We start from the raw sequence: 22,970 nt of genomic DNA on the forward strand, positions 1-22,970 counted from the left end.
CTGGTACGTGCAGAGTCAACGACAATAACGGCGTGGAGATCCTGTTGTTGGGCACCGGCAGCAGCGACGGCTGGCCCAGCCCGTTCTGCCGCTGCGCCTCCTGCCGGTCGGCGATGGCTGTCGGCGAGAGCCGCGGTCAGACCGCCGGGCTGCTCGACAACACCGTGCTGCTGGACTGCGGACCCGAGGCGCCCCGGGCCGCGGTGCGACGCGGCCGCTCGCTTGCCGATGTCCGCCACATCCTGTTCACCCACGGCCATTTCGACCACGTCGGGCCGGCGGCGCTGCTGATGCGGCACTGGGCCGGCCGGACCGAGCCGCTGGACGTGCTCGGGCCGCCGAGCGCACTGAAGCAATGCCAGGATTGGGTCGCCCCCGACGATCCCGTCCGGTTCGTCGCGGTCCACCCCGGCGACGACGTCACGTTGGACCGGTACCGAGTGCGGGTTCTGGAGGCGGCCCACGATTCCGAGCTCGGCGCCGATGCCGTCCTCTACGACATCGCACGCGGCGACGACCGGATCCTGTGGGCCACCGACACCGGTCCGCTGCCGGACAGCGTGCACGCCGCGATCGCGGGCGCCGGCTTCGACGCGGTGTTCCTGGAGGAGACGTTCGGGACATTCACCGACCACGGCACCGAGCACCACGACTTGCCGACATTTGCGCGCACACTCGCGCAACTGCGCCAATCCGGTGCCGTCGTCGACAGCACCGACGTCGTCGCAATCCACCTGAGCCACCACAACCCGCCCGGTGCCGAACTGGGGCACGTGCTGGGCCAGTGGGGGGCACGTCCGGGGCGCGACGGTGAAGTGGTGCAAACGGGCGCGGTCCGGCGCAATACGCCGCTTCCGGTCCGCACCCTGGTGCTCGGCGGTGTGCGGTCGGGCAAGTCGGCCTACGCCGAGACGCTACTGGCCGCCGAGCCCGAGGTGATCTATCTGGCTACCGGCGGCACCCGGGACGGCGACGGAGAATGGGCAGAACGGGTGTCGCTGCACCAGGCGCGCCGGCCGGAAACTTGGCGGACCATCGAAACCGCCGATGCGGCAGCGCAATTGCGCGTTGCCGGGGCGCCGGTGTTGCTGGATTGCCTGGGCACCTGGCTGACCGCCCGGATCGACGTCCACCAGGCGTGGGACGGCGACGGGCTGGACGCCGTGCATGCCGATGTCGACGAACTGGTGGCGGCCTGGCGCGACTGCCCGCTGGCGGTGGTGGCGGTGAGCAACGAGGTGGGCAGCGGTGTCGTCCCGGCTACCGCGTCCGGGCGGTTGTTTCGTGATCTGCTCGGCACGGTGAACGCGCGCATCGGTGCTCAGAGCGACAGTGTCGTGCTCATGGTTGCCGGGATGGCGGTGCCGCTGCGCGGATAACGTGGCTGCAGGCATCTGCCTGATCACGAAAGGACCCACCCCAATGAAAATCTCTGCAACGTGCTTGTGGCCCATTGCGATCAGCGTGGCTGCCGTCTGTGCGCTGGGTGGCGTGGTGACGTCGCGGACGGCCGATGCTGCACCCGACCCATGCACCGCTGCCGGCCTGGCGACTACCGCCAGCGGTGTGCTCAGCGACGCCGGTGGATACCTCGGCAGCCACCCGGGAGCCAACGATGTGCTGACCAACGCGGTCCAGCAACCACCGGCAGACGCCCGGGCGTCCGTCCGGGGCTACTTTGCCGGCCACCTCGACGAGCTGACTGATCTGCAACACATCGCGCAGCCGCTGAGCAACCTGCGCAACCAGTGCGGTGTTTCGGTGTCGCCGGGGCAGCTGGCCACCCTCTTCGAGGCGCTGTCGGGCTAGACCTGTGCGGCGAGGTTCACGCAGTCGTAGGCGGGGCTGCAGGTGCTCGGCGGCGAGTCCGCGGTGGCGGGCCGGTGCAGCACGGCGCGGGTGGGCCTGACCGTCAGCGGGTCGATGTTCTCGGCGTGGCCGTCGACGATCAGCGAGTAGCCGCCCGCCACCTGCGGCGGCCACAGCACGGTGACGTCGCGGTGGGCTTCGGTGTTGGCGCGGGTGTGCCGACCGACCGGCCCGATCTGCAGCACGCCGTCGTCGAGGGTCGGGGTGACGGCCGCGGTGTGCGCCCGGTAATCGTCATCGACGCTGATCACGTAGGCGAAGCCGTAGTCGCGCAGGGTGTCGGCGAGCCGGTCGAGATCCACCTTCTTGCTCATGAATCGAGCTTACTTCGGCAGGATGGGGCGTATGGAATTCCGCTACCTAGGCAACTCGGGTCTGCAGATCTCGGAGATCACCTACGGCAACTGGCTCACTCATGGCTCACAGGTCGAAAACGACGTCGCCACCGCCTGTGTGCGTGCGGCGCTCGACTGTGGCATCACCACGTTCGATACCGCTGACGTGTACGCCAACGGCCGCGCCGAGGAGGTGCTCGGCGCGGCGCTGAAGGGTCAGCGGCGTGAGTCGCTGGAGATCTTCACCAAGGTGTACTGGCCCACCGGGCCCGACCAGTTGGGCAAGAATGACACCGGCCTGTCGCGCAAACACATGATGGAGAGCATCGACGGGTCGCTGCGCCGGCTGCAGACCGACTACGTCGACCTGTACCAGGCCCACCGCTACGACTCCTTCACCCCGCTGGAGGAGACGATGCAGGCCTTCGCCGACATCGTCCGCGCCGGCAAGGCGCTCTACATCGGGGTCAGCGAGTGGACCGCCGCGCAGATCCGGGCCGCGCACGCTTTAGCCCGTCAACTCGGGGTGTCGTTGATCTCCAGTCAGCCGCAGTACTCGATGCTGTGGCGGATCATCGAGCCCGAGGTCGTCCCGGCTTGCCGCGAACTGGGGCTGAGCCAGATCGTCTGGTCGCCGATGGCCCAAGGTGTGCTGTCCGGCAAGTATCTTCCCGGTCAGCCGCCGCCGGCCGGGTCACGCGCCACCGACGAGAAGGGCGGCGCGAACTTCATCAAGCGGTTCATGACCGACGACGTGCTCGAGCGGGTGCAGCAGTTGCAGCCGATCGCCGAGGAGCTGGATCTGACAACGGCGCAACTGGCCGTCGCGTGGGTGCTGCAGAACGACGACGTCGCCGCGGCGCTGGTCGGTGCGTCGCGGCCGGAGCAGGTAGCCGAGAACGTCAAGGCGGCCGGGGTGCAGATTCCCGACGAGCTGCTGGCCCGCATCGACCAGGTGCTCGGCGACGTGGTCACCCGCGACGCGGAGCTGGTGGCGAGGTCGACCCCGTCGCAGCGCATCGTCTGACGGTTCCGGCACGCCATTGAGATTGCATCCAGGGTCGTGATGCCGACGAGTTCACAACCCCATGCGCAATCTCAACGACTACGCGATGCGGTGGGCGCAGTCAGGAGGCGGTGGGCACGGCTTGCCGCCCGCGCACCAGCCGGCCCGGGCGGGCGTCGGTGGGCGCACCGTCGCGGGCGATCACCTCGCCGGCGACGATCGTCGCCACATACCCGTCGGCGGTCTGGTCGAGGCGGCGCCCGCCGGCGGGCAGGTCGTGGGTGACCACCGGCTTGCGCAGCCGCAATCCGGCGTGGTCGATGACGTTGAGGTCGGCCTTATAGCCGACGGCGATGCGGCCGCGGTCTCCCAGCCCGGCGACCCGGGCCGGCACCGACGTCAGCTCGCGGATCGCCTCGGCCACCGACAGCCGCCCCGACGCCCGGTCGCGCGCCCAGTGTGTCAGCAGGTACGTCGAATAGCTTGCGTCGCAGATCATTCCGTAGTGGGCGCCGCCGTCTCCGAGTCCCAGCACAACGTCGTCGCGGCGGATCAACTCGCCGATGGTGGTCAACGAGTTGGCCTGAAAGTTGGCCATCGCGCCCAGCAGGATCGCATGGCCGTCGTCGTCGAGCAGTCGGTCGTAGGCCTCCTCGGCGGGGTCCACGCCACGCGCCCGGGCCCGGGCCGCGATGCTGTTCGAGGCATCGGGCTCGTAGTTGGGGTCGTCGCCAAGTGGGAAGATCCAATCCCAGGCCTGCGCCAGATAGAACAGCGGATTGATCGCGGCCTCGGTCGGCTTGTCGCCCAGAATGCGGTCCCGCACCTCCGGCCGTCGCATCTCGGCGACCCGCTGGTCGAGTGGCAGGCCGGCGATCTCGCGATAACTGGGATAGAGCATGAACGGGTTGACCGTCAGATCCAGGCCGATCATCAGCCCGATCGGCCGGGGCAGGACCTGCGCGGTGATATCGGCACCGGCGCCGTTGGCCTTTTCCACCATGGTGATCGCGTCTTCGAACAGCGGGTCACCGGAGTTGCCGACCACCAGCGTGAAGGTCACCGGCAGGCCGGTGTCCCCGGCGGCGTCGAACACCTGCTGCAACACCGGCTGATACCCGCCGGCCGGGATGTCCGGCACGAACTGGATCAGGCCACCGCCGCCGTCGGCGATGCCGCGGGCGATCTCGAGGATCTCGTTCTCCCCGGCGTCGTAGCTGGGTATCTGCCGGCCGCCTTCGGTGCGGTGCGTCGCCAGCCGCGACGACGCAAACCCCAACGCGCCGAGCTCGACGGCTTCCTTGGCCAGCGCCCGCATCTTGGCCAGGTCCTCGGCGGTGGCCGGTTCGCGGTCAGCGCCGCGCCGGCCCATCACGTAGACCCGCAACGGCGAGTGCGGCAGATAGGCGGCCACATCAATGTCGCGCCTACCCGCATCCAAAGCATCCATGAATTCGCCGAAGGTCTCCCACGTCCAGGGCAGGCCGTCGGTCATCACGACGCCGGGAATGTCCTCGACGCCGGCCATCACGTCGACCAGCACGTCGTGGTCTTCGCCGCGGCATGGCGCAAATCCCACTCCGCAATTGCCCACGACCACCGTGGTCACGCCGTGCGCCGACGACGGGTTCAGCCGGTCCGACCAGATCGCCTGACCGTCGTAGTGGGTGTGCAGGTCGACGAACCCGGGCGTGACCAGCAGCCCGGTCGCGTCGATCTCCCGGTCGCCGGGACCGTCGAGGACGCCGACGGCCGCGATCACGCCGTCGCGCACTCCGACGTCGCCGACGTAGGGCTCACCGCCCAGCCCGTCGACGATGGTGCCATGGCGGATGACGAGGTCGTAGGTCATCTAAATAATCTACGACCCTGTCGGCGGCCCATGCCAGGCTCTCTTCCATGATCGATCACTTCGGCATCAATTGCGCTGACTACGCCAAAGCTCAGCAGTTCTACGACCGGGTACTCGGCGTTCTCGGTTACACGCGGCAGATGGATTTCGGCGAAGCCATCGGATACGGCCGGAACGGCCACCCGGCCTTTTGGATCGCCGAGGGCACCGGGATGGGGCCTAACCGCGAGATCCATGTTGCGTTCCAAGCCGCCGACACCGACGCGGTCACGGCGTTTTACGAGGCTGCGCTGGCACTCGGCGCCGAGTCGTTGCACGCGCCGCGGCTGTGGCCGGAGTATCACCCGGGCTACTTCGGCGCGTTCGTGCGCGACCCCGACGGCAACAACGTCGAGGCGGTGTTCCACGGGGCGTAGCGTCGGCGGCATGGCTGACTCCGATGCCGCTGCCCAGGAATTACTTCGCGATTCGTTCACCCGGTTGGTCGAGCACGTCGACCAGATCACCGACGGGCTGACCGATGACGAGGCCAGCTACCGGCAGAGTCCCAACGCCAACAGCATCGCGTGGATGATCTGGCACAGCGCCCGGGTGCAGGACGTGCAGCTTGCCGACGTCGCCGGCGTCGAGCAGGTCTGGACCCGCGACGGCTGGGTGGATCGGTTCGGGCTCGATTTGCCCCGCGACGACACGGGCTACGGCCACAGCCCCGAGGATGTGGCGAAGGTGCAGGCCCCGCGCGACCTGTTGGCCGGCTACTACCACGCCGTGCACAAGCTGACGCTGGAGTACGTCGCTACCGTCACCGCTGACGAGTTGGCCCGCGTGGTCGACAAGCAATGGGATCCGCCGGTGACGGCCAGCATGCGACTGGTCAGCATCATCGACGACTGTGCCCAGCATCTGGGCCAGGCCGCCTACGTGCTCGGCGTCGCGCATCGGCGGACTTGACCGGCTTCTCAGCATCGCTGCGTCCCCGGCTTCGCGGGGACCCCGCTGCATCGTCGCCGCCCGGGCGAACTTGACACCTGTCGACCCACGTCAGGGCCGCGGCTAGCATGGCCGGTATGACCGCCACCACATCACCAGCACCCACCCCCGAGTTCACCGGTACCGGCAGCGTCCGCAATCCCGCTACCGGCGCCGTGGCCGGTGAAGTGCACTGGACCGATCCCGCCGATGTGCCCGCGATTGCCGCAAAGCTGCGCGTGGCCCAGCGCGAGTGGGAGCAGCGCGGCGCCAAGGGGCGCGCCAAAGCGCTGGCCCGCTACGCGGTGTGGCTGGGCGAGCACCGCGACGAGATCGAAGAGCTGTTGATCAAGGAGACCGGCAAGTCGGCCGTCGACGCGGCGCAGGAGGTGCCGCTGTTGATCATGATTCTGTCCTACGTCATCAAGACGATGGAGAAGGCGCTCGCCCCCGAAAGCCGGCCCGCGGCGCTGCCGTTCCTGGCGATCAAGAAAATCACGCTGCACTATCGGCCGCGTCCGGTGATCGGGATCATCGCGCCGTGGAACTACCCGGTGGCCAACGCGCTGATGGACGGTATCGGCGCGCTGGCGGCGGGATGCGCGGTGCTGCTCAAGCCGTCCGAACGCACTCCGCTGACCGCCGAGGTGCTGCGCCGTGGCTGGCGGGAGTCCGGTGCGCCCGACGTGTTTGCGCTGGCGCAGGGCGCCCGGGAGGTGTCCGAGGCCGTCATCGACAACGTGGATTACCTGCAGTTCACCGGTTCCAGTAACACCGGCCGCAAGGTGATGGAGCGCGCGGCGCGCCGGTTGACGCCGGTCAGCCTGGAGTTGGGCGGCAAGGACCCGATGATCGTGTTGGAGGACGCCGACGTCGACCTGGCCGCCCACGCCGCGGTGTGGGGCGCGATGTTCAACGCGGGCCAGACCTGTGTATCGGTCGAGCGGGTCTATGCGCTCGAGGCGGTCTACGACCAGTTCGTCGACGCGGTAGTCCGCGACGTGAAGGCGCTGCAGGTGGGCGCCGGCGATGGGTTTACCTACGGCGCCCTGATCGACGAGGGGCAGCGGGCGGTCACCGAGCGCCACGTCGCTGACGCCGTGGCCGCCGGGGCGCGTGCGCTGACCGGCGGGCAGCGGCCCGACGGTCCGGGCAGCTTCTATCCGCCCACGGTGCTGGTCGACGTCGACCACTCGATGGCCTGCATGACCGAGGAGACTTTTGGTCCGACCCTGCCGATCATGAAGGTCGGCACCGTCGACGAAGCGATCCGGCTGGCCAACGACAGCGAATACGGGTTGAGCGCATCGGTGTTCTCCAAAGATGCAGCACGTGCCAAAGATGTTGCGTTGCAACTTGATTGCGGTGCGGTCAATATCAACGACGTGATCAGCAACCTGATGTGCACCACCGCCCCGATGGGCGGCTGGAAGGCATCGGGCATCGGGGCGCGGTTCGGCGGCGCGGAGGGACTGCGCAAATACTGCCGGGTCGAAACGGTGGTCGCACCGCGCACCAACGTCGGCGCGGGCGGCAACTATTACCACAATTCGCTGAAGGCGCTGACCCGGATGAACCGGATGATGACCAAGATGGCGCTGGCAAGGCCGCGCCGCACCGCAAAGTAGCGCGTGTGCGGTTCGCAGCCACGGCGCTGCTGTGGCTGCTGACCACGCTGGCGGTGGCGGTGGCGGTGCCGACGGTGTGGGCGCAGCACACCATCGTCGACGCCGACGGGTATGCGCGGCTGGCCCGAGGAGCGGCGGGTGATCCGGCGTTGCAGGCCGCGGTGGCATCGCAATTGAGCGCCACCGCGACGAGGCTGATCAGGGAACACGGCTACAGCGTCGACGCGTCGCGGGTGCACGGTGTCGCCAGCGCTTACGCCGCGGGCCCGTCTTTCCCTGCGGACTTCGCGCAGGCCAACCGAGTCGTGCACGGGTGGCTGTTCACGCGCCCCGCGACCGGGTCCGATCCGTGGGTCATCGATCTCGCGCCGATGCTTGAAGACAGCGCCTTGCAGCAGACGCTGTCCGACTACCACGTCCGGGCGCCGTCGGCGCTGACCGTTCCGGTGACGGTATCACCGCCAAAGACGTTGCAGCCGGGCACGTTACGTCCACTGGCGTTGTGGGGGCCGTGGGTGAGCCTCGGCGCGGCGCTGCTCGCCGGTGTCTGCGCAGTCTTGACGTTGGTCGCGGCCCGCAGCCGTGGCAGGGCGCTGGGAAGCCTCGGTGTCTCGGCATTGCTGGTCGGCGCAGCCGGTTGGGCGGGCGTTGAGGTCGCCCGCCGCCGGATCGGCAGTGCGCTCAACCACACCGCCGGCGACATGCGCCGCGTCGCCGATGCCATGGTCGGCCACGCCGAAGCGAGCCTGCATCACTGGCTCAACCTGACATTGGCCGCCGGCGTCGTGCTGGCGGTGTGCGGCGTCGTCGTTGCGATGCTGGGCAGCGTGCGCAACCGGCCCGAGCGCTAGCCTGCGCCGGGCGGCAACATCTGGAAGCCGGTCAAAATCGTGTTTGCATCGCGCGCGAACGCCGGGTTGTCCGGATCAGCGGAGCCGACGGTGAGGGTGGTGGCGTAGGTTTTGCCACCAAAGACGCCCACTACGGCCAGCATGGTGGAGCGACGAGCCGGTATCTCGCCCATCGGCGGCGCGGTGTAGGTCACGCTTTCGGCGCGATACCCGCACCGTGTGGTCGGGGTCGTGACCAGGTCAGTAGCGCCCAGTCCGGCGGTCAAGCCCCTCCGCTCGCCGTCAAGTACCTCCTGAGGGTCCGCGGACCCGTCGGCGGTTTCCAGCGTGACCACGGCGTTGGGGGCGAATTTGTTGGCGATCAGGTCCCGGTTCACGATGGCGTACCGGACGATCTGCGAGTCGAACAGCGTCGTGCGTTCCCACCCATGCGGTTGCGGTATCCGTAACTGCGGCTCGCCGGGAGCATGGGATTCGATTGACGTCATTGGCGCCGAAACATCTTTACACGGACCGGCTTTGGCGTTTTCCGCACCAGGAGCCTTGACCGCCGAACCGGAAACCAAAGTCGTACAGCCCACCAGCGTCGACAGCGCCGCTGTCGCTACCGCCGCTCGCGTCAGCCGTGTCCGCCGCACATCCAACACTGACGCCTTCCTAGCTCAACGGCAACTGGGCAAAGATCTTCCCGGTCGGCTGAGGCGATCCGGTTCCCGGTTCGACGGTGAAGGCCAGCGCACTCGAGTTCCCGAGGTCACTCAACACCGCGGTGGTTGACGGCGCGACGGTCGCGGTGTTCATCGTCCCCGCCGAGACTGGGCCCTTATCGCCGAGCAACCACATCTGATAGACGGTCCCCGCGGAGGGCGGCGGGACGTTGTTCATCACCAGTACACCGGCGTTGCGGTCGCGGGAGAACACCACCGTGGCCATCCCGCCGTCGGCGAGCGGGCGCGAGACCGTCCGGACATCGGGGGCCGCCATGATCTGCTCGGCGACCGTCGCCGCGGGCGGCGTCCTCAGTGCGATTCCCGCGCCGAAAGCCGCGAGCGCCACCACAATTGCCGCGGCCGCGGCCACTACGACTGTACGCCAACGTGTCTGGCGAGCGTCCAGCGTGCCCAGCACCGCCGCGCGCAACTCGGCGGGCGGCTCCGCGGCAGTCGCCGCCGACACCACCGCCATCGTCTCGCGAACGGCGCGCACCTCGTCACTGAAGGCCTCGGCGATCGACACCGGCGCGGCTGCGACCTGCCTGTCGATCGCGACGCGTTCCTCGTCGGAGATGGCGTGCAACGCATACGGCGTGGCAAGCTCGAGCAGTTCGAAAGTCGGCTCGGTCATGGCACACCCAGGCAGTTGCGCAGGCCGCGCAAAGCGTCACGCATCCGTGACTTGATCGTCGACAGGTTGGCCGACAGCCGTTGCGACACCTCGACGTAGGTCAACCCGTCGTAGTAGGCCATCTGGATGCACTGCCGTTGCGTATCGGTCAAACCGTCCAGGCACTCGGTCACCCGGCGCCGCTCGTCACCGGCGATCGCCGCGTCGGCCACGACATCACTCGATGGGTCGACGTTGGCCGCGCCGTAGCGTGACTCGCGCTGGCCGGCGGCCTGTTCGGAGCGCACGCGGTCGACGGCACGGCGATGCGCCATCGTCAATAGCCAGGACAGCGCAGAGCCCTTGGTGGAGTCGTAACTTTTCGCGGTTCGCCACGCCTCCAGGTAGACCTCTTGCGTGGTCTCGTCGCTGTAGCCCGAGTCGCGCAGCACTCGAACGATCAAGCCGTACACCCGCGTCCTGGTGTGGTCGTAGAACGCAGCGAACGCTTGCGCATCCTGACCCGCCACCTGGCGGAGCAATGCGTCGAGGTCGCTGCTCAGCTGCGTCGGTCCGGTCATCGACCGGTAGCCTATCCTCTCCGCCACGACGGTCGTCATTTTCCGGCTGATCGGTGCGGAAGTGGTATGAAAAACGATGTCCGTTGCTGGTATTCGCCGAATCCGGGACGGCCGGCCATATACTTCTCGGCCAGCCGAGCGCCGGTGGCATATACCAGAAAGTAGGTCATGAGCAGCGGGGACAGTATTGTCGCCAACGACCACCAACCGGTGATCGTGATCAGCCACAAACCCCACCACACGCAAGCGTCGCCGAAATAATTCGGGTGACGCGTATACGCCCACAAGCCGCGGTCCATCACCTTTCCGTGATGCTCGGGGTCGGCTTTGAACACCTGCAGTTGGCGGTCCCCGACGGCTTCGAAGGTGACGCCAACTGTCCACAGCAGCATGCCGGCCACACTGAGCGCCAGCAACGGCTTCGGTGTGGGCCCCGTGACGGCTGAGAGTTGCAAGGGCAACGCGACGAACCAGATTGCAAAACCTTGCAGCGCGAAGACCTTGAGCACAACCTGGCCCAGCGAGGCGCCGCGGAGCATGTCGGCGTAGCGGGGGTCCTCGGCTTTGCCGGCCGTCTTGCGGTGAATATGCCAGCTCAGCCGCGTTCCCCAAACCGCGACCAGCGCCAGCAACAGCCAGCGGCGGGAGGCGTCGCCGTTGCCCAGCACCGCGGCGACGACCGCGACGGCGATGAAGCCGATTCCCCAGGCGACGTCGACGACGTTGTAGCGGCCGATGCGCCGTCCGATCGCGAATGCGGCCGCCTGGATTACCGCGATCACCGCGATCGACGCACCGCAGACGATGGCAAAAGTAGTGAGGTTCACCGGGCATCTCCGCGCGCGAATGTCCATTGGTAGACGTTGAGGTATCCCGACCGGAATCCGGCCTCGGCGTATGCCAGATAGAACTGCCACATCCGGGCAAAGACCGCGTCGAAGCCGATGTGTGACAGGGTAACTCGTCGCTGCATGAATCGTTCCCGCCACAGGCGCAACGTTTCGGCATAGTGCGGGCGCAGCGAGTGCATGTCGACGGTGCGTAAATCGGTGTGCCGCGCGGCGATGCCCTGAATGGCTTCAGCGGACGGGATCAGCCCGCCCGGGAAGATGTACTTCTGGATCCAGGTGTGGGTTCTGCGGGTGGCCAGCATGCGGACGTGCGGCATGGTGATCGCCTGAAGCGCTATCCGGCCGGTCGGCGTCAGCAGGCGCTCGAGGGTTCGAAAATATTCCGGCCAGGCGTGAAACCCGATCGCCTCGATCATTTCGACCGAGACCACCGCATCGTAGTTTCCGCCGACATCACGATAGTCGCGCAGGTCGATCTCGACTTGCCCGGACAGCCCGGCCGCCGCGACTCGCTGCCGCGCCAATCGCTGTTGTGCGCTCGATAGCGTCACCGAGCGGACGTGTGCTCCGCGCTGGGCAGCGCGGATGCACAGTTCGCCCCACCCAGTGCCGATTTCGAGCACTTGGCTACCCGACCGAACGCCGGCCGCATCGAGCAGCCGGTCGATTTTGCGCCGTTGCGCGTCGGCGAGGTCCGACCACGAGGCCGGCAGCTCAGAGAACAGCGCGCTGGAGTAGGTCATGGTCTCGTCGAGGAACTCGCCGAACAGATCGTTGGACAGGTCGTAATGCGCGGCGACGTCACGGCGGGCCTGTGCCCGGTTGCGGTGCTGCGACCCCGGCCGGGCGGCCACCACGATCGGTCGCAGCCACTGCAGCGCGCGCGGTACCAGATCCCCCACCTCCGTCGCCAAGATCGTCAGCACACCAGTGAGATTGTCCGACTCCCACTCGCCAGCCATATAGGACTCGCCGAACCCGATCAGGCCACGGCGTCCGATCCGGCGGGCAAGCCGGCCCGGGCGGTTGATCACCAGCGCCGGCGACGACGGCTCGCCGCCGCCGATCACAGTGCCGTCGGGATAGCGGAGCCGCAGCGGCAGGTATGCCGCCGTGCGGCGCAGCAGCCGGTCGGCAACCATCGCGGATGCCAGGGCAACCGGACCGGAAGGCACCCTGGCCACCGCTGGCCAACGGGCGGAATCTATTGCCGCCGAGGTAGTTCCGCAAGCAACACTCATCGTGAGACCACCGGAACTTTGCGCAACCACAATCTGATTCCTTGGAGACGGATGCGCAAGGCGACCATCAGGGGCGCTAGCGGCGAGAGCAACTGCATCCGCGCGACGTGCCCCACGGTTGCCGGCTGTCGTGTCCCGCGCAACGTCGCGACGAATGCCGGTCGTCCATCGCCGTGCAGTGTCACCACGACGTGCACCCGCCGGTCGGGGCGCGGCGCCAGCACCTGGTAATGACCCGTCACCGGATTGAACGGCGACACGTAAAACTTCTTGGTGACGAGTACCGGTGTGTTCGCCGGCGGCAGCAGGTAAGCGTGGCGCTTCCCGTAGGTGTTGTGCACCTCGGCGATCACGTGCCGCAGCGCGCCGTCGCCGTCATGGCACCAGAAGACGCTGATCGGATTGAACACGTAGCCCAGCACTCGTGCCTGGAGCAGCGCGGTCACTCGTCCGCCCGCTAACGACGCGTCGTGCTCGGCGAGAAAGGTGTCGACCCGCTCGCGCAGCGAGGCGCCGGGAGCACCGGTGAAGTGGTCGTGGGCGTGAAACCGGGCGAACGGCCGCAGCCACCACGGCAGTGCCGGCAACTCGTCGATGTCGATATACCAGCTGTAGCTGCGGTATTCGAACGAGTGACGCACCGGCGCCTGCCGGCAGTGGGTAATGGTGGTGCGGTAAATCGCCGGGGTCAGCACGCCATCGCCTGCTCAGTTCGTGCCGGCCAATCGGCGCCCAGTCGCTGGGCCGCCCGCAGCCCCGACGCCGCGCCGTCCTCGTGGAACCCCCACCCGTGGTAGGCACCGGCGAACACCACCCGATCGTCATCGAGGGTCGGCAACAGCCGTTGCGCGGCAACGGATTCCGCTGTATACAGCGGATGGCTGTAGGTCATTTCCGCGATCACCGATCGCGGATCGATCCGGCCGTGGCCGCCGAGTGTGACCAGGAATCGGCGGTTGGCCTGGATGCGCATCAACCTGCTGACGTCGTAGGTGACCACAACTGGGTCGCTGCCGGCGGTGATCAGGTAATTCCATGAGGCGCGGGCACGCCGGTGCCGCGGCAGCACCGACTCGTCGGTGTGTAGTTGGGCGCGGTTGGTCGAATACGGAATCGACGCGAGGACGGCCCGCTCGTATGCCGATGGGTTGTCGAGCAGCAGCAGCGCCTGGTCGGGGTGCACCGCGATGACCGCGGCGTCGAAATGCCGCGGCGGTTCGACGCCGGCCTGCACGATCACCCCGTTGGGCAGCCGGCGCAGCGAGTGCACCGGCGTAGCGGTGCAGACGTCATGCACCCGGGACGCGATGGCCTGTACATAGCGTTGCGAACCGCCGGTCACCGTGCGCCAAGTCGGTGAGCCGAACACCGACAGCATGCCGTGGTTCCCCAGAAACACGAACAGATAGCGGGCTGGGTAGCGCAGCGCGTCGTCGGAGCCGCACGACCACACCGCCGCCACCAGCGGTGTGATGAAGTGCTCGACGAAGAACGCCGAGAAGCGGTGCCGGCGCAGGAAGGCTTCCAGCGTTTCCAAATCGTCGTGGTCGGCGCTTAGTAGCCGGGTCGCGGCGCGGTGAAACCGAACGATCTCGGCGAGCATGAAGAGATAACGCGGTCGGGCCGCTTGCGGACACGCGAACAGTCCGCCGATACCGAGGGCGCCGGCGTATTCCAGGCCGGTGGCGTCGGCGCGCACCGACATCGACATCTCCGACTCCTGGGTCGCCACTCCGAGGTTGTCGAACAATCGGCACAGCGTCGGGTAAGTGCGGTCGTTGTGCACCAGGAACGCCGAGTCGACGTTCACGATGGTGCCGTCGTCGCGCTCGATGACATGCGTGTGCGCATGACCGCCGAGCCGGGTGTCGGCCTCATACAGCGTGACCCGATCCCGTCCGGACAGGGCGTAGGCGGCGGTCAGGCCGGCGACACCGCTGCCGATCACCGCCACCGAGCGCGCGGATGACTGTTGCACATCAGCTATTCGGAGAAGGCGACCAAAAGGATGGCCTCGTCCACCCATCCGTGAGGGCGGTCACTCCGAATCAGAACTGTCCGACCCGTAAGCGGCGGCGTTGCCGCCTTGACTAAGGAGCCGAATCGGAATGAAGGACGTTCAGTCCAGGGCACTGGCGATCACCCTGGCGGCGATCGCTGCCGTGGGGTTTTCGGCGTGTGCGAACGACAAATCCGAGTCTGAGAAGCAGACCAGCGCGAGTCCGGTCACCAGCTCGGCGGCGCCGGCTACCACCGGCGCAACAGTGGATCCCGCGGCGGATCTGATTGGCTCGGGATGCGCCGACTACGCGGCTCTGCACCCGACCGGCCCGGCTTCGGTAGCGGGGATGGCGCAAGACCCAGTCGCGACGGCCGCATCGAACAACCCGATGTTGAGCACGTTGACATCGGCGCTCTCGGGCCAGCTGAACCCCAACGTGAACCTGGTCGACACGCTCAACAACGGCCAGTACACGGTGTTCGCGCCGACCAACGCGGCATTCGACAAGCTGCCCGCCGCGACCATCGACGAGCTCAAGACCAACTCCGACAAGTTGACGAGCATCCTGACCTATCACGTGGTACAGGGTCAGCTCAGCCCGGCGAAGGTTGACGGCGCTCACAAGACCCTGCAGGGCGCCGAGGCCACGGTCAGCGGCCAAGGCAACGACCTCAAGGTCAACGACGCGAGCTTGGTGTGCGGAGGGGTGCACACCGCCAACGCGACGGTGTACATGATCGACACGGTGCTGATGCCGCCCGCTCCGTGACGGTCTGACACCGCCGCCAGACAAGGCAGCTCGCACTCGCGGGCTGCCTTGTCGCCTTTAACGGGTTGGTCACGCAGCGAAACTTGTGGTGTGTGAATGCGATCCAACACGGGCCTGGCTGCGAATACCTGACATGGTGACGCTTGCGCTGATCGGGCTGGTCGGAGGCTTCGTGACCGGCATATCGCCGTGCATACTTCCGGTCCTGCCGGTGATCTTCTTTTCCGGCACTCAGCGCACTGCCGAGGATGAGTCGGCCGGCCCGGGCGGTGGGATAGCGGTCGCGGTCAAGCCGAAGCGCTTGTCTCAGCGGCCGTACTGGGTGATCGGCGGCCTGGTGTGCAGCTTCACCGTGGTCACCTTGCTCGGCTCGGCATTGCTGTCGCTGCTGCACTTGCCGCAGGACGCGATTCGCTGGGTCGCGCTGGTCGCGTTGGTGGTAATCGGGCTGGGCCTGATTTTTCCTCGCCTCGAGCAGCTATTGGAGCGGCCGTTCTCCCGCGTGCCGCAAATTCACATCGCTACCGGTGCAAACGGATTCGGTCTCGGTCTGGCGCTGGGAGTGCTTTACGTCCCGTGTGCCGGGCCCGTTCTCGCCGCCATCGTGGTTGCCGGTGCCACCGCGACGATCGGCCTGGACACCGTCGTGCTCACCGTTGCATTCGCGGTGGGTGCCGCGGCGCCACTGTTGTTCTTCGCGCTGGCCGGTCAGCGAGTGGCCGAGCGGGTCAGCGCATTTCGGCGCCGGCAGCGCGAAATCCGCATCGCGGCAGGCATCGTGACCATCCTGTTGGCGGTGGCGCTGGTGCTCAACCTGCCCGCAATGCTGCAGCGAGCCATCCCCGATTACACCGCCTCGCTGCAAAGCCAGCTCGGCGGCGATCAGCAGATCCAGGAAAGGCTCAACCTCGGCGGCATCGTCACCGACCAGAACAGACAACTGGGCAACTGTGCAAACGGCGCGCCGACGCTGCAGAACTGCGGTCCTGCCCCTGACATCAAAAACATTGCCGGGTGGCTGAATACGGGCGGGGGCAAGCCGATCGACCTGCGCTCATTGCGCGGCAGGGTAGTGCTCGTCGACTTCTGGGCGTATTCCTGCATCAACTGTCAACGCGCCATTCCGCACGTCGAGGGCTGGTATCAGGCCTACCGGGACAAGGGTTTCGACGTGATCGGCGTGCATACCCCCGAGTACGCATTCGAAAAGGTCGCCGGCAACGTCAAAAAAGGTGCCGCCGATCTGGGTATCACCTATCCGATTGCGTTGGACAACGGCTACTCCACGTGGACGAACTATCGCAACCGTTACTGGCCCGCCGAATATTTGATCGACGCCGGCGGCACCGTGCGGCACATCAAATTCGGTGAGGGCGACTACGACGGTACCGAAAAATTGATTCGCCAACTGCTCGTTGACGCCCAGCCGGGAATCACATTGCCTGCGCCAGTCGACGCGCCCGACACCACACCGCCGCACGGCCTCACTCCCGAGACGTATCTCGGAGTGGGCAAGCAAGTCAACTACGCCGGTGCTTGCGTCTACGACGAGGGTTCGGCGACATTCGACTACCCGCCGTCGCTGCCGAACGATTCCTTCGCCCTGCGGGGTTCGTGGGCGTTGGACTACCAGGGCGCGACGGCGCAGGACGGCGCTTCGGCCGTCGAACTCAATTACCACGCGAAAAACGTCTACCTCGTGGTCGGCGGCACCGGTTCCATCTCGGTGATCCGCGACGGCACAACGACCACCGTGCCGATCAGCGGACCGCCGACCTCACATCAGATCGTGGCGGGCGGCGAGGCGATCCGCGACACATTGGAAGTGCGTCCTGGCCAAGGGCTGACCGTGTATTCGTTCACTTACGGATAGTGGCGATCGCAAGCGCGGCGAAGCCGGGCGCTGGGGGCACCGTTCGCTTGCGGGGGACGGGTCGTCATCAAGATGGCAGGCAACCGATCCGGCACGCTGGTGGCTCCGAATAAGGGGTGTCAGAGGGCTACCCGTGCGGCGTAGAACCATCACCCTGAAGAGAGCCGGAATTCGATGAAAGTTCACAACAAAGCGATCAACGCAACCAGCTTGGCGGCGGCCAGCATCGTAGGTTTTGCGGTGGCCACCTCCGCACCTGCGGCGGCGGCGCCTAATTTGATCGGCGCGGGATGCGCAGACTATGCGGCGCTACACCCCGACGGTCCCGCGTCGGTGGCCGGAATGTCGCAGGACCCGGTGGCGGTGGCCGCGTCCAACAATCCGGAACTCACCACGCTGACCGCGGCGGTGTCCGGCCAACTCAACCCGCAGGTGAACCTGGTCGACACCCTCAACAACGGTCAGTACACGGTGTTTGCGCCGACCGACGCCGCGTTCAACAAGCTGCCGGCGTCCACGATCGACCAGCTCAAGACCCCGGAGGGCGCAAGTACGTTGAACAGCATCCTGACCTATCACGTCGTTCCTGGCCAGTTGAGTCCAACCCAGGTCGACGGCTCACACAACACGGTTCAGGGTGCGCCGGTGAACGTGACCGGCTCGGGTGACGGCCTCAGAGTCGGCAACGCTGGCGTGGTCTGTGGCGGGGTGCCCACCGCCAACGCTACGGTGTACATGATCGACACCGTGATGATGCCACCGGGGCAGTAAGTCACGGCGTGATGACGTGCGACGGGTCGGGCCGCAGCTCCGGCGGGGCCTGGCTGTAGTCGCCGAACGGCCCGTCGCGGCGCTCGATGGCGGCGCGCACCCCGTCGGTGGCGGCGGTCTGAATGAACTCCAGCGCATCGGGAGTGTTGCGCATCAAGCCGTCGAGGATGCCGCCGAGCATCTGCGTCGACGCCAGACCCATGTTCTCGTATGCCTGGTTGACAATGAGCTTCTGAGCTCGTAACTGCGACAACGGGATTCGCGCCAGCTCGGCGGCGATTTCGCCGACGCGGCCCTCCAGCCGCTCGAACGGCACCGCCTCGTTGATCAGCTCGACCTCGGCGGCCTGCACACCGGTCAGCGGCCGGCCGGTCAACGAATGCCACTTGACCTTGGCCAAACTGAGCCGATAGAGCCACATGCCGGTCAGGTATGCGCCCCACATCCGGCTGTACGGGGTGCCGATCACGGCGTCCTCGCTGGCGATGACGAGGTCGGCGCACAGCGCGTAATCGCTGGCTCCGCCAACGCACCAGCCGTGGACCTGCGCGATCACCGGTTTGGACGCCCGCCAAATCGCCATGAATTTCTGGGTCGGCCCCGTTTCGCGGGCGCTGACCATCGCGAAATCCTTGCCCGGATCCCACCGGCCGTCGGTCATCATCGTTTCGCCCCAGTGCTGGAAACCCCCACCGAAGTCGTAGCCGCCGGAGAACGCCCGCCCGGCACCGCGCAACACGATCACTTTGATCTCCGGGTCGCGTTCGGCGAGCCCGACGGCGGCCTCGATCTCATCGGGCATCGGCGGCACGATGGTGTTGAGCTGCTCGGGGCGGTTCAGGGTGATGGTGGTGACCGGACCAGCCGTCGTGTACAGCAGCGTCTCGAATTCGGGTGTTGGCATAGTCAGAACACCTCCACATCTGCATGGTGCCCATGAGCTCGAGCCAGCCGGCGATCACAGGTGATCAGCGGCGCCTCCAGGGCCTCCGCCAACGCGATGAACACGGCGTCGTATGCCGTCAAATGATGGCGCAGCCCCCACACGCGATCAGCGAGGGGACCCAGCGGATACCTGGTCAAGGTGATGTCGTGGATGTCGGCGCGAGCATCCTCCAATCGTGCGTCGTCCGCGGCTCGCGTCAGTGCCAAACGGCGCAGCGCATGGAGAATTTCGACATCGATGAGGTGCGGAGCATGCAGGTCGTTGTCATCGGACAGCCGGGCCAGCAACCCGGGGTTGGACGGGCGGGCCAGAACGGCATGGATGAGTGCCGATGTGTCTACGACGATCACCGATCGCGCCCGGTGCGGACCGCGTCGACGATCGCACCTGCATTGGCGCCACCGCTGCGTCGGCTTGACCGGGCTAGGACATCGGCGACGGCCGGCCGGTCGGCCACGCGCACAAGTTCATCAAGTAGGTAGTCCGACAGCGACATTCCCGCGGCGGTCGCCCGCGTGCGCAGCGTGCGATGCACCTCGTCGGGAACATTGCGGATCTGGATGACCTTCACCACCGAAACCTACACCAAATTTGGGTGTGCCCCACCATATGTACACTGCCAGGTCAGGAACACAGGTTCCCGCACATTTAAAATCCCCTTATTATTCTTACAATTGGCTTAATTTTATGTAGGGTCTCTGCATGACGGTTGCCGGTGGTAGCGATGGTGCAGCATGAACCGGTTCGACGTGGCGATCGTCGGCGCCCGGTGTGCGGGATCCCCGCTGGCGACGATGCTGGCGCGGCAGGGCTTGAACGTGTGTGTGCTCGACCGGGCCCGGTTTCCGTCCGAGACTCCCTCGACGCACATGATTCAGCCCTGCGGTGTCCAGATGCTGGACCGGCATGGCCTGCTCGACGGGATCCTGGCGGCCGGTGCAATGCCGCTCGATCGACTCACCCTGATCAACGATGACGTTCGGATCGACGCGACGGTCGATCAGCAGGTAGCTCCGTGCCCCGCGTTATGCGTTCGGCGCGTGACGTTGGATGCGCTGCTGGTCGAAGCCGCCGCCGCGGCCGGCGCGGAGGTGCGCACCGGTTGCCGGGTCACACAACTGATCACCGACGACGGCCGGGTAACCGGCGTGGAGACATCCGCCGGGCCGGTTCATGCGCGGTTGGTGGTGGGGGCCGATGGCCGGCACTCGACGATCGCCTCCTGCGTGGGCGCCCGCGAGTACCACGTCACGCCGCCCGGAAAGTTGTACGCCTGGGCGTATTTCGAAGGCGTCGATAACCGGGACGGGCACGCAAGGCTCGGTCGCCAGCGGGCCGTGGGATTCCTGGCCGGCCCCACCGACGGGGATCTGTACATGGCCGCGATCGGGATCGATATGACCGACCAGGCCAAATTTCACCGCGACCGCGACGCCAACTTCGCCACGGCAATCCGGGCATGGCCGGAGCTGGCAGATCTCCTCGCCGACAGCCGTCGCGTCGGCCCGATCCGGGTCGTCAGCAACTGGTACGGCTATTTCCGGCAGGCCGCCGGCCCCGGCTGGGTGCTCGTCGGCGACGCCGGGCACTTCAAGGATCCTGCGCCGGGACAAGGGATCGCCGACGCGCTGCGCCAGGCCGATAAGCTCGCGACGGCCATCATCGATGGGGTTGGCAACAGCAGTCTAGACATTGCGGCGCAACGGTGGTGGCGATGGCGCGACGACGATGCCTACGAAATGTATTGGTATGCACGCAATGTCGGCGCACCAGGGGCGGTTTCTCCATTGATTAAAAGCGTGCTGCGGGAAATCGCGGCCGACCCCGAGGCCACCCGAATGCTCTTCCAGGTGATGAACCACGATGTTCGTCCTTCGCAGTTGTTCGCCCCGGCAAGGCTCGCCCGTGCCGCGCTGGGGGCATTCCGAGACGAACCCAGCCAGATCGTGGCAACCGTGAAGGAGATCGTCGGTGCCGGAAAACAAAACGCGCGGCAAGGCCGGCAACGACGCCTACAGCCGCCTGGCATGTCCGATACGGCCTGGGAGCGACGGTAACGCTGACATCGGGCAAGATGTCCTCCGTGGAGCCGGACACTCGCTTGCATCGGCTGCAACGGCTGCTGATGCGAATGTTGTCGCTACGCACCATTGTCTTCATCGCCGCGCTCTCGGTGGTCATCCTGGTCCTGACCCTCGGCGCCTGGGTGTGGATCGGCGTGACCAACGATCAACACAACCAGCTGGACCGGCGACTGGACTCGGTAAGCAGCTTGGGCGATATCAGCACCCTGCTGAGTAACCCCAACAGCGATCAGCCCACCCCAAACGGCGACCTGGTGCGCACCGCGCGCATCGGGCCCGCGACCGTATCGGTGCCCAGCGACATCGTGTTGCCAAAACTCGACAACGGCTACGCCGATACCACCATCAACGGCGTCGAATACCGAGTCCGCACCTTCACCGCCGGCCATGCCTCCATTGCGCTCGGCGCGCCGTTGGCCGAAGCCCAGAATCGAGTCAACGAACTGCATCTGCGGGTTTTGCTGATCTGCGGCGGCGTCATCGTCGGCACGGTCCTTGTCGGCTGGGTCATCTCGCTGATCATGGTCAATCCATTCCGGCTGCTGGCGCAGCAGGCGCGAGCCATCAACGCCCAGTCCAACCCCGACGAAGTCCAGGTCCGCGGCGTGCAAGAGGCGGTGGAAATCGCCGAGGCGGTCGAGGGGATGCTGGCCCGCATCGGCAAAGAGCAGCAACGCACCAAAGCGGCCTTGGAATCCGCGCGTGACTTCGCCGCGGTTGCCTCCCACGAACTGCGCACGCCGTTGACCGCCATGCGCACCAACTTGGAGGTGCTGTCGACCCTCGAACTGCCCGCCGAGCAGCGCACGGAAGTCGTTGGCGACGTCATCCGCACTCAGGGCAGGATCGAGGCGACGCTGTCGGCGCTCGAACGGCTGGCCCAAAGTGAACTGACCACTGTCGACGATTTCGTCCCGTTCGACATCACCGAATTGCTGGATCGCGCGGCGCACGACGCGGTTCGGGCCTATCCCGAAGTGAACGTGTCGCTGGTGCCCTCGCCCACTGTGTTGATGGTGGGGCTGCCGGTCGGGCTGCGGCTGGTAGTCGACAACGCGATCGCCAACGCGGTCAAGCACGGTGGCGCCACCGAAATCCTGCTCAGTGCAACCAGTTCCGCCTACGGCGTAGAACTCGCGATCGACGACAACGGCAGTGGCGTGCCCGAGGAAGAACGTGCCGCGGTCTTCGAACGGTTCTCCCGCGGGTCGACGGCGTCGCGGTCAGGCTCGGGGCTAGGGCTGGCGCTGGTCGCCCAGCAGGCCGAACTACACGGCGGCAGCGCAGCATTGGAGACCAGCTCGCTGGGCGGAGCGCGTCTGGTGTTACGGCTGCCCGGAACGCACGACGGTTAGCGCGTCCTGTTTCCGCAGTTGTCGGCGGCAGGGGAGTGGCGTTGCCGACGTTTGATCAGCCACCGGATGAGCACGGCGATCACGACAGCGGCCAACGCGGCCAAAAAATACTTTTCGTAGCGCTGGAATTCGGTGTAAATCGCGGCGATGTGGTCGCCGGCCACATAGCCGACGAGAACCCAAAGGCTGACCCACGCGATGGCTCCCAGCACGTTGTACGCCAGAAAGCGCCACCAACGCATGTGCGCCAGACCGGCCACCACTCCGTTGACCTGCCGCAGTCCATCGATGAACCGGGCGACCGGTACGACGACGTTGCCGTGCTTGGCGAAGAAGCGCTCGGCCGTGGCGAGCCGGTCCTCGGTCAGGAATATGTAGCGACCGAAGCGCAGTACCAACGGCCGGCCGGCGTAATGACCGATGGCATAGCCGACGTTGTCACCGACGACGGCAGCCAACAATCCCAACGCCAGCACGACGGCCAAGTTCAGCCGTCCGGCTCCGGCATAGATTCCTGCAGCGATCAAGACGGTTTGGCCAGGCGCCGGAATGCCGAAGCCCTCCACACCGACCAGAGCCACTACGGCTGCATAGCCGTGACGGTCCAGAACGGAGGCCAGCGATTGCAGGATCCCGGGCAGCTGCGCAGACATGAACGCAAGAG

25 protein-coding genes are annotated in these 22,970 nt (G+C 66.6%); 12 read left to right on the forward strand and 13 right to left on the reverse strand.

The window, feature by feature from the left end; translation table 11 throughout:
• The first annotated feature begins 32 nt into the window (after nt 1–32).
• The gene (locus AC5Y42_RS01330; RefSeq protein ID WP_499895195.1) at nt 33–1,379 is read left to right on the forward strand and encodes a bifunctional adenosylcobinamide kinase/adenosylcobinamide-phosphate guanylyltransferase; all 1,347 of its coding nucleotides are present in this window, start codon (nt 33–35) and stop codon (nt 1,377–1,379) included.
• A 43-nt stretch (nt 1,380–1,422) separates the two neighbouring features.
• The gene (locus AC5Y42_RS01335; RefSeq protein WP_499895196.1) at nt 1,423–1,809 is read left to right on the forward strand and encodes a heme-binding protein; all 387 of its coding nucleotides are present in this window, start codon (nt 1,423–1,425) and stop codon (nt 1,807–1,809) included.
• Here the strand turns inward: AC5Y42_RS01335 and AC5Y42_RS01340 are convergent.
• Nucleotides 1,806–2,183, reverse strand: coding sequence for a pyridoxamine 5'-phosphate oxidase family protein (locus tag AC5Y42_RS01340; protein WP_499895197.1), 378 nt, complete (start codon nt 2,181–2,183; stop codon nt 1,806–1,808). The two genes, AC5Y42_RS01335 and AC5Y42_RS01340, sit on opposite strands and share 4 nt — an antisense overlap.
• Before the next feature lie 31 nt (nt 2,184–2,214).
• Here AC5Y42_RS01340 and AC5Y42_RS01345 point away from each other — a divergent pair, with 31 nt between their 5' ends.
• Entirely contained in the window at nt 2,215–3,231 is a 1,017-nt protein-coding gene (locus AC5Y42_RS01345) for an aldo/keto reductase family protein (RefSeq protein ID WP_499895198.1), read from the forward strand.
• A 100-nt stretch (nt 3,232–3,331) separates the two neighbouring features.
• On the opposite strand, the gene AC5Y42_RS01350 is transcribed toward AC5Y42_RS01345, so the two are convergent.
• Nucleotides 3,332–5,062 carry an N-acyl-D-amino-acid deacylase family protein gene (locus AC5Y42_RS01350; protein ID WP_499895199.1) on the reverse strand — a complete coding sequence of 577 codons (1,731 nt, stop codon included), beginning with the start codon at nt 5,060–5,062 and terminating at the stop codon, nt 3,332–3,334.
• 47 nt (nt 5,063–5,109) lie between these two features.
• Between AC5Y42_RS01350 and AC5Y42_RS01355 the strand changes: the two genes are divergently transcribed.
• The 4 genes from AC5Y42_RS01355 (at nt 5,110) to AC5Y42_RS01370 (ending at nt 8,510) form a co-directional block, all read left to right on the forward strand.
• A complete protein-coding gene (locus AC5Y42_RS01355; RefSeq protein WP_499895201.1) occupies nt 5,110–5,478 on the forward strand; it encodes a VOC family protein in 369 nt (122 codons plus the stop codon).
• Between the two features lie 10 nt (nt 5,479–5,488).
• Nucleotides 5,489–6,013, forward strand: coding sequence for a mycothiol transferase (locus tag AC5Y42_RS01360; protein ID WP_499895203.1), 525 nt, complete (start codon nt 5,489–5,491; stop codon nt 6,011–6,013).
• 116 nt (nt 6,014–6,129) lie between these two features.
• Nucleotides 6,130–7,659: an aldehyde dehydrogenase family protein gene (locus AC5Y42_RS01365; protein ID WP_499895205.1), complete on the forward strand. Its 1,530-nt coding sequence runs from the start codon at nt 6,130–6,132 to the stop codon at nt 7,657–7,659.
• Nucleotides 7,660–7,664: 5 nt separating this feature from the next.
• A complete protein-coding gene (locus AC5Y42_RS01370; RefSeq protein ID WP_499895206.1) occupies nt 7,665–8,510 on the forward strand; it encodes a hypothetical protein in 846 nt (281 codons plus the stop codon).
• Here the strand turns inward: AC5Y42_RS01370 and AC5Y42_RS01375 are convergent.
• The 7 genes from AC5Y42_RS01375 to AC5Y42_RS01405 form a co-directional block, all read right to left on the reverse strand.
• Nucleotides 8,507–8,998 (reverse strand): LpqN/LpqT family lipoprotein, encoded by a 492-nt coding sequence (locus AC5Y42_RS01375; RefSeq protein WP_499895208.1) that lies wholly within the window; start codon nt 8,996–8,998, stop codon nt 8,507–8,509. The genes AC5Y42_RS01370 and AC5Y42_RS01375 overlap by 4 nt on opposite strands.
• A 169-nt stretch (nt 8,999–9,167) precedes the next feature.
• Nucleotides 9,168–9,854 carry an anti-sigma factor gene (locus AC5Y42_RS01380; RefSeq protein WP_499895210.1) on the reverse strand — a complete coding sequence of 229 codons (687 nt, stop codon included), beginning with the start codon at nt 9,852–9,854 and terminating at the stop codon, nt 9,168–9,170.
• A complete protein-coding gene (locus tag AC5Y42_RS01385) occupies nt 9,851–10,414 on the reverse strand; it encodes a sigma-70 family RNA polymerase sigma factor (RefSeq protein ID WP_499895211.1) in 564 nt (187 codons plus the stop codon). Before AC5Y42_RS01385 ends, AC5Y42_RS01380 begins: the two co-directional genes overlap by 4 nt.
• 35 nt (nt 10,415–10,449) lie before the next feature.
• Nucleotides 10,450–11,220, reverse strand: a complete 771-nt coding sequence (locus tag AC5Y42_RS01390) for a DUF1295 domain-containing protein (protein WP_499895821.1) — start codon at nt 11,218–11,220, stop codon at nt 10,450–10,452.
• A 17-nt stretch (nt 11,221–11,237) separates the two neighbouring features.
• Nucleotides 11,238–12,506, reverse strand: a complete 1,269-nt coding sequence (locus AC5Y42_RS01395; protein ID WP_499895213.1) for a class I SAM-dependent methyltransferase — start codon at nt 12,504–12,506, stop codon at nt 11,238–11,240.
• Nucleotides 12,503–13,201, reverse strand: coding sequence for a DUF1365 domain-containing protein (locus tag AC5Y42_RS01400; RefSeq protein WP_499895214.1), 699 nt, complete (start codon nt 13,199–13,201; stop codon nt 12,503–12,505). Before AC5Y42_RS01400 ends, AC5Y42_RS01395 begins: the two co-directional genes overlap by 4 nt.
• A complete protein-coding gene (locus tag AC5Y42_RS01405) occupies nt 13,195–14,484 on the reverse strand; it encodes an NAD(P)/FAD-dependent oxidoreductase (RefSeq protein WP_499895215.1) in 1,290 nt (429 codons plus the stop codon). The genes AC5Y42_RS01400 and AC5Y42_RS01405 overlap by 7 nt, the downstream gene beginning before the upstream one ends.
• Before the next feature lie 130 nt (nt 14,485–14,614).
• Here AC5Y42_RS01405 and AC5Y42_RS01410 point away from each other — a divergent pair, with 130 nt between their 5' ends.
• From AC5Y42_RS01410 to AC5Y42_RS01420, 3 genes are all read left to right on the forward strand, one after another.
• Nucleotides 14,615–15,277, forward strand: coding sequence for a fasciclin domain-containing protein (locus AC5Y42_RS01410; protein WP_499895217.1), 663 nt, complete (start codon nt 14,615–14,617; stop codon nt 15,275–15,277).
• Between the two features lie 133 nt (nt 15,278–15,410).
• A complete protein-coding gene (locus tag AC5Y42_RS01415; protein ID WP_499895218.1) occupies nt 15,411–17,150 on the forward strand; it encodes a cytochrome c biogenesis protein DipZ in 1,740 nt (579 codons plus the stop codon).
• 174 nt (nt 17,151–17,324) lie between these two features.
• A complete protein-coding gene (locus AC5Y42_RS01420) occupies nt 17,325–17,921 on the forward strand; it encodes a fasciclin domain-containing protein (protein WP_499895220.1) in 597 nt (198 codons plus the stop codon).
• 1 nt (nt 17,922) lies between these two features.
• Here the strand turns inward: AC5Y42_RS01420 and AC5Y42_RS01425 are convergent, their stop codons facing one another.
• The 3 genes from AC5Y42_RS01425 to AC5Y42_RS01435 are packed head-to-tail and all read right to left on the reverse strand — an operon-like array spanning nt 17,923 to nt 19,438.
• On the reverse strand, nt 17,923–18,825 hold the full coding sequence (locus AC5Y42_RS01425) for a crotonase/enoyl-CoA hydratase family protein (RefSeq protein WP_499895221.1): 903 nt from the start codon (nt 18,823–18,825) through the stop codon (nt 17,923–17,925).
• Nucleotides 18,826–18,827: 2 nt separating this feature from the next.
• Nucleotides 18,828–19,217, reverse strand: coding sequence for a type II toxin-antitoxin system VapC family toxin (locus AC5Y42_RS01430; protein WP_499895223.1), 390 nt, complete (start codon nt 19,215–19,217; stop codon nt 18,828–18,830).
• On the reverse strand, nt 19,214–19,438 hold the full coding sequence (locus AC5Y42_RS01435; RefSeq protein ID WP_499895224.1) for a FitA-like ribbon-helix-helix domain-containing protein: 225 nt from the start codon (nt 19,436–19,438) through the stop codon (nt 19,214–19,216). Before AC5Y42_RS01435 ends, AC5Y42_RS01430 begins: the two co-directional genes overlap by 4 nt.
• Nucleotides 19,439–19,601: 163 nt before the next feature.
• Between AC5Y42_RS01435 and AC5Y42_RS01440 the strand changes: the two genes are divergently transcribed.
• Both AC5Y42_RS01440 and AC5Y42_RS01445 read left to right on the forward strand, forming a co-directional pair.
• Nucleotides 19,602–20,924: an NAD(P)/FAD-dependent oxidoreductase gene (locus AC5Y42_RS01440; RefSeq protein WP_499895225.1), complete on the forward strand. Its 1,323-nt coding sequence runs from the start codon at nt 19,602–19,604 to the stop codon at nt 20,922–20,924.
• A 68-nt stretch (nt 20,925–20,992) separates the two neighbouring features.
• Nucleotides 20,993–22,306 (forward strand): sensor histidine kinase, encoded by a 1,314-nt coding sequence (locus tag AC5Y42_RS01445; RefSeq protein ID WP_499895822.1) that lies wholly within the window; start codon nt 20,993–20,995, stop codon nt 22,304–22,306.
• Here AC5Y42_RS01445 and AC5Y42_RS01450 read toward each other — a convergent pair.
• Nucleotides 22,303–22,959, reverse strand: a complete 657-nt coding sequence (locus AC5Y42_RS01450) for a DedA family protein (protein ID WP_499895227.1) — start codon at nt 22,957–22,959, stop codon at nt 22,303–22,305. The genes AC5Y42_RS01445 and AC5Y42_RS01450 overlap by 4 nt on opposite strands.
• Nucleotides 22,960–22,970: the final 11 nt, after the last annotated feature.

This window comes from Mycobacterium sp. NGS48, from assembly GCF_059812585.1.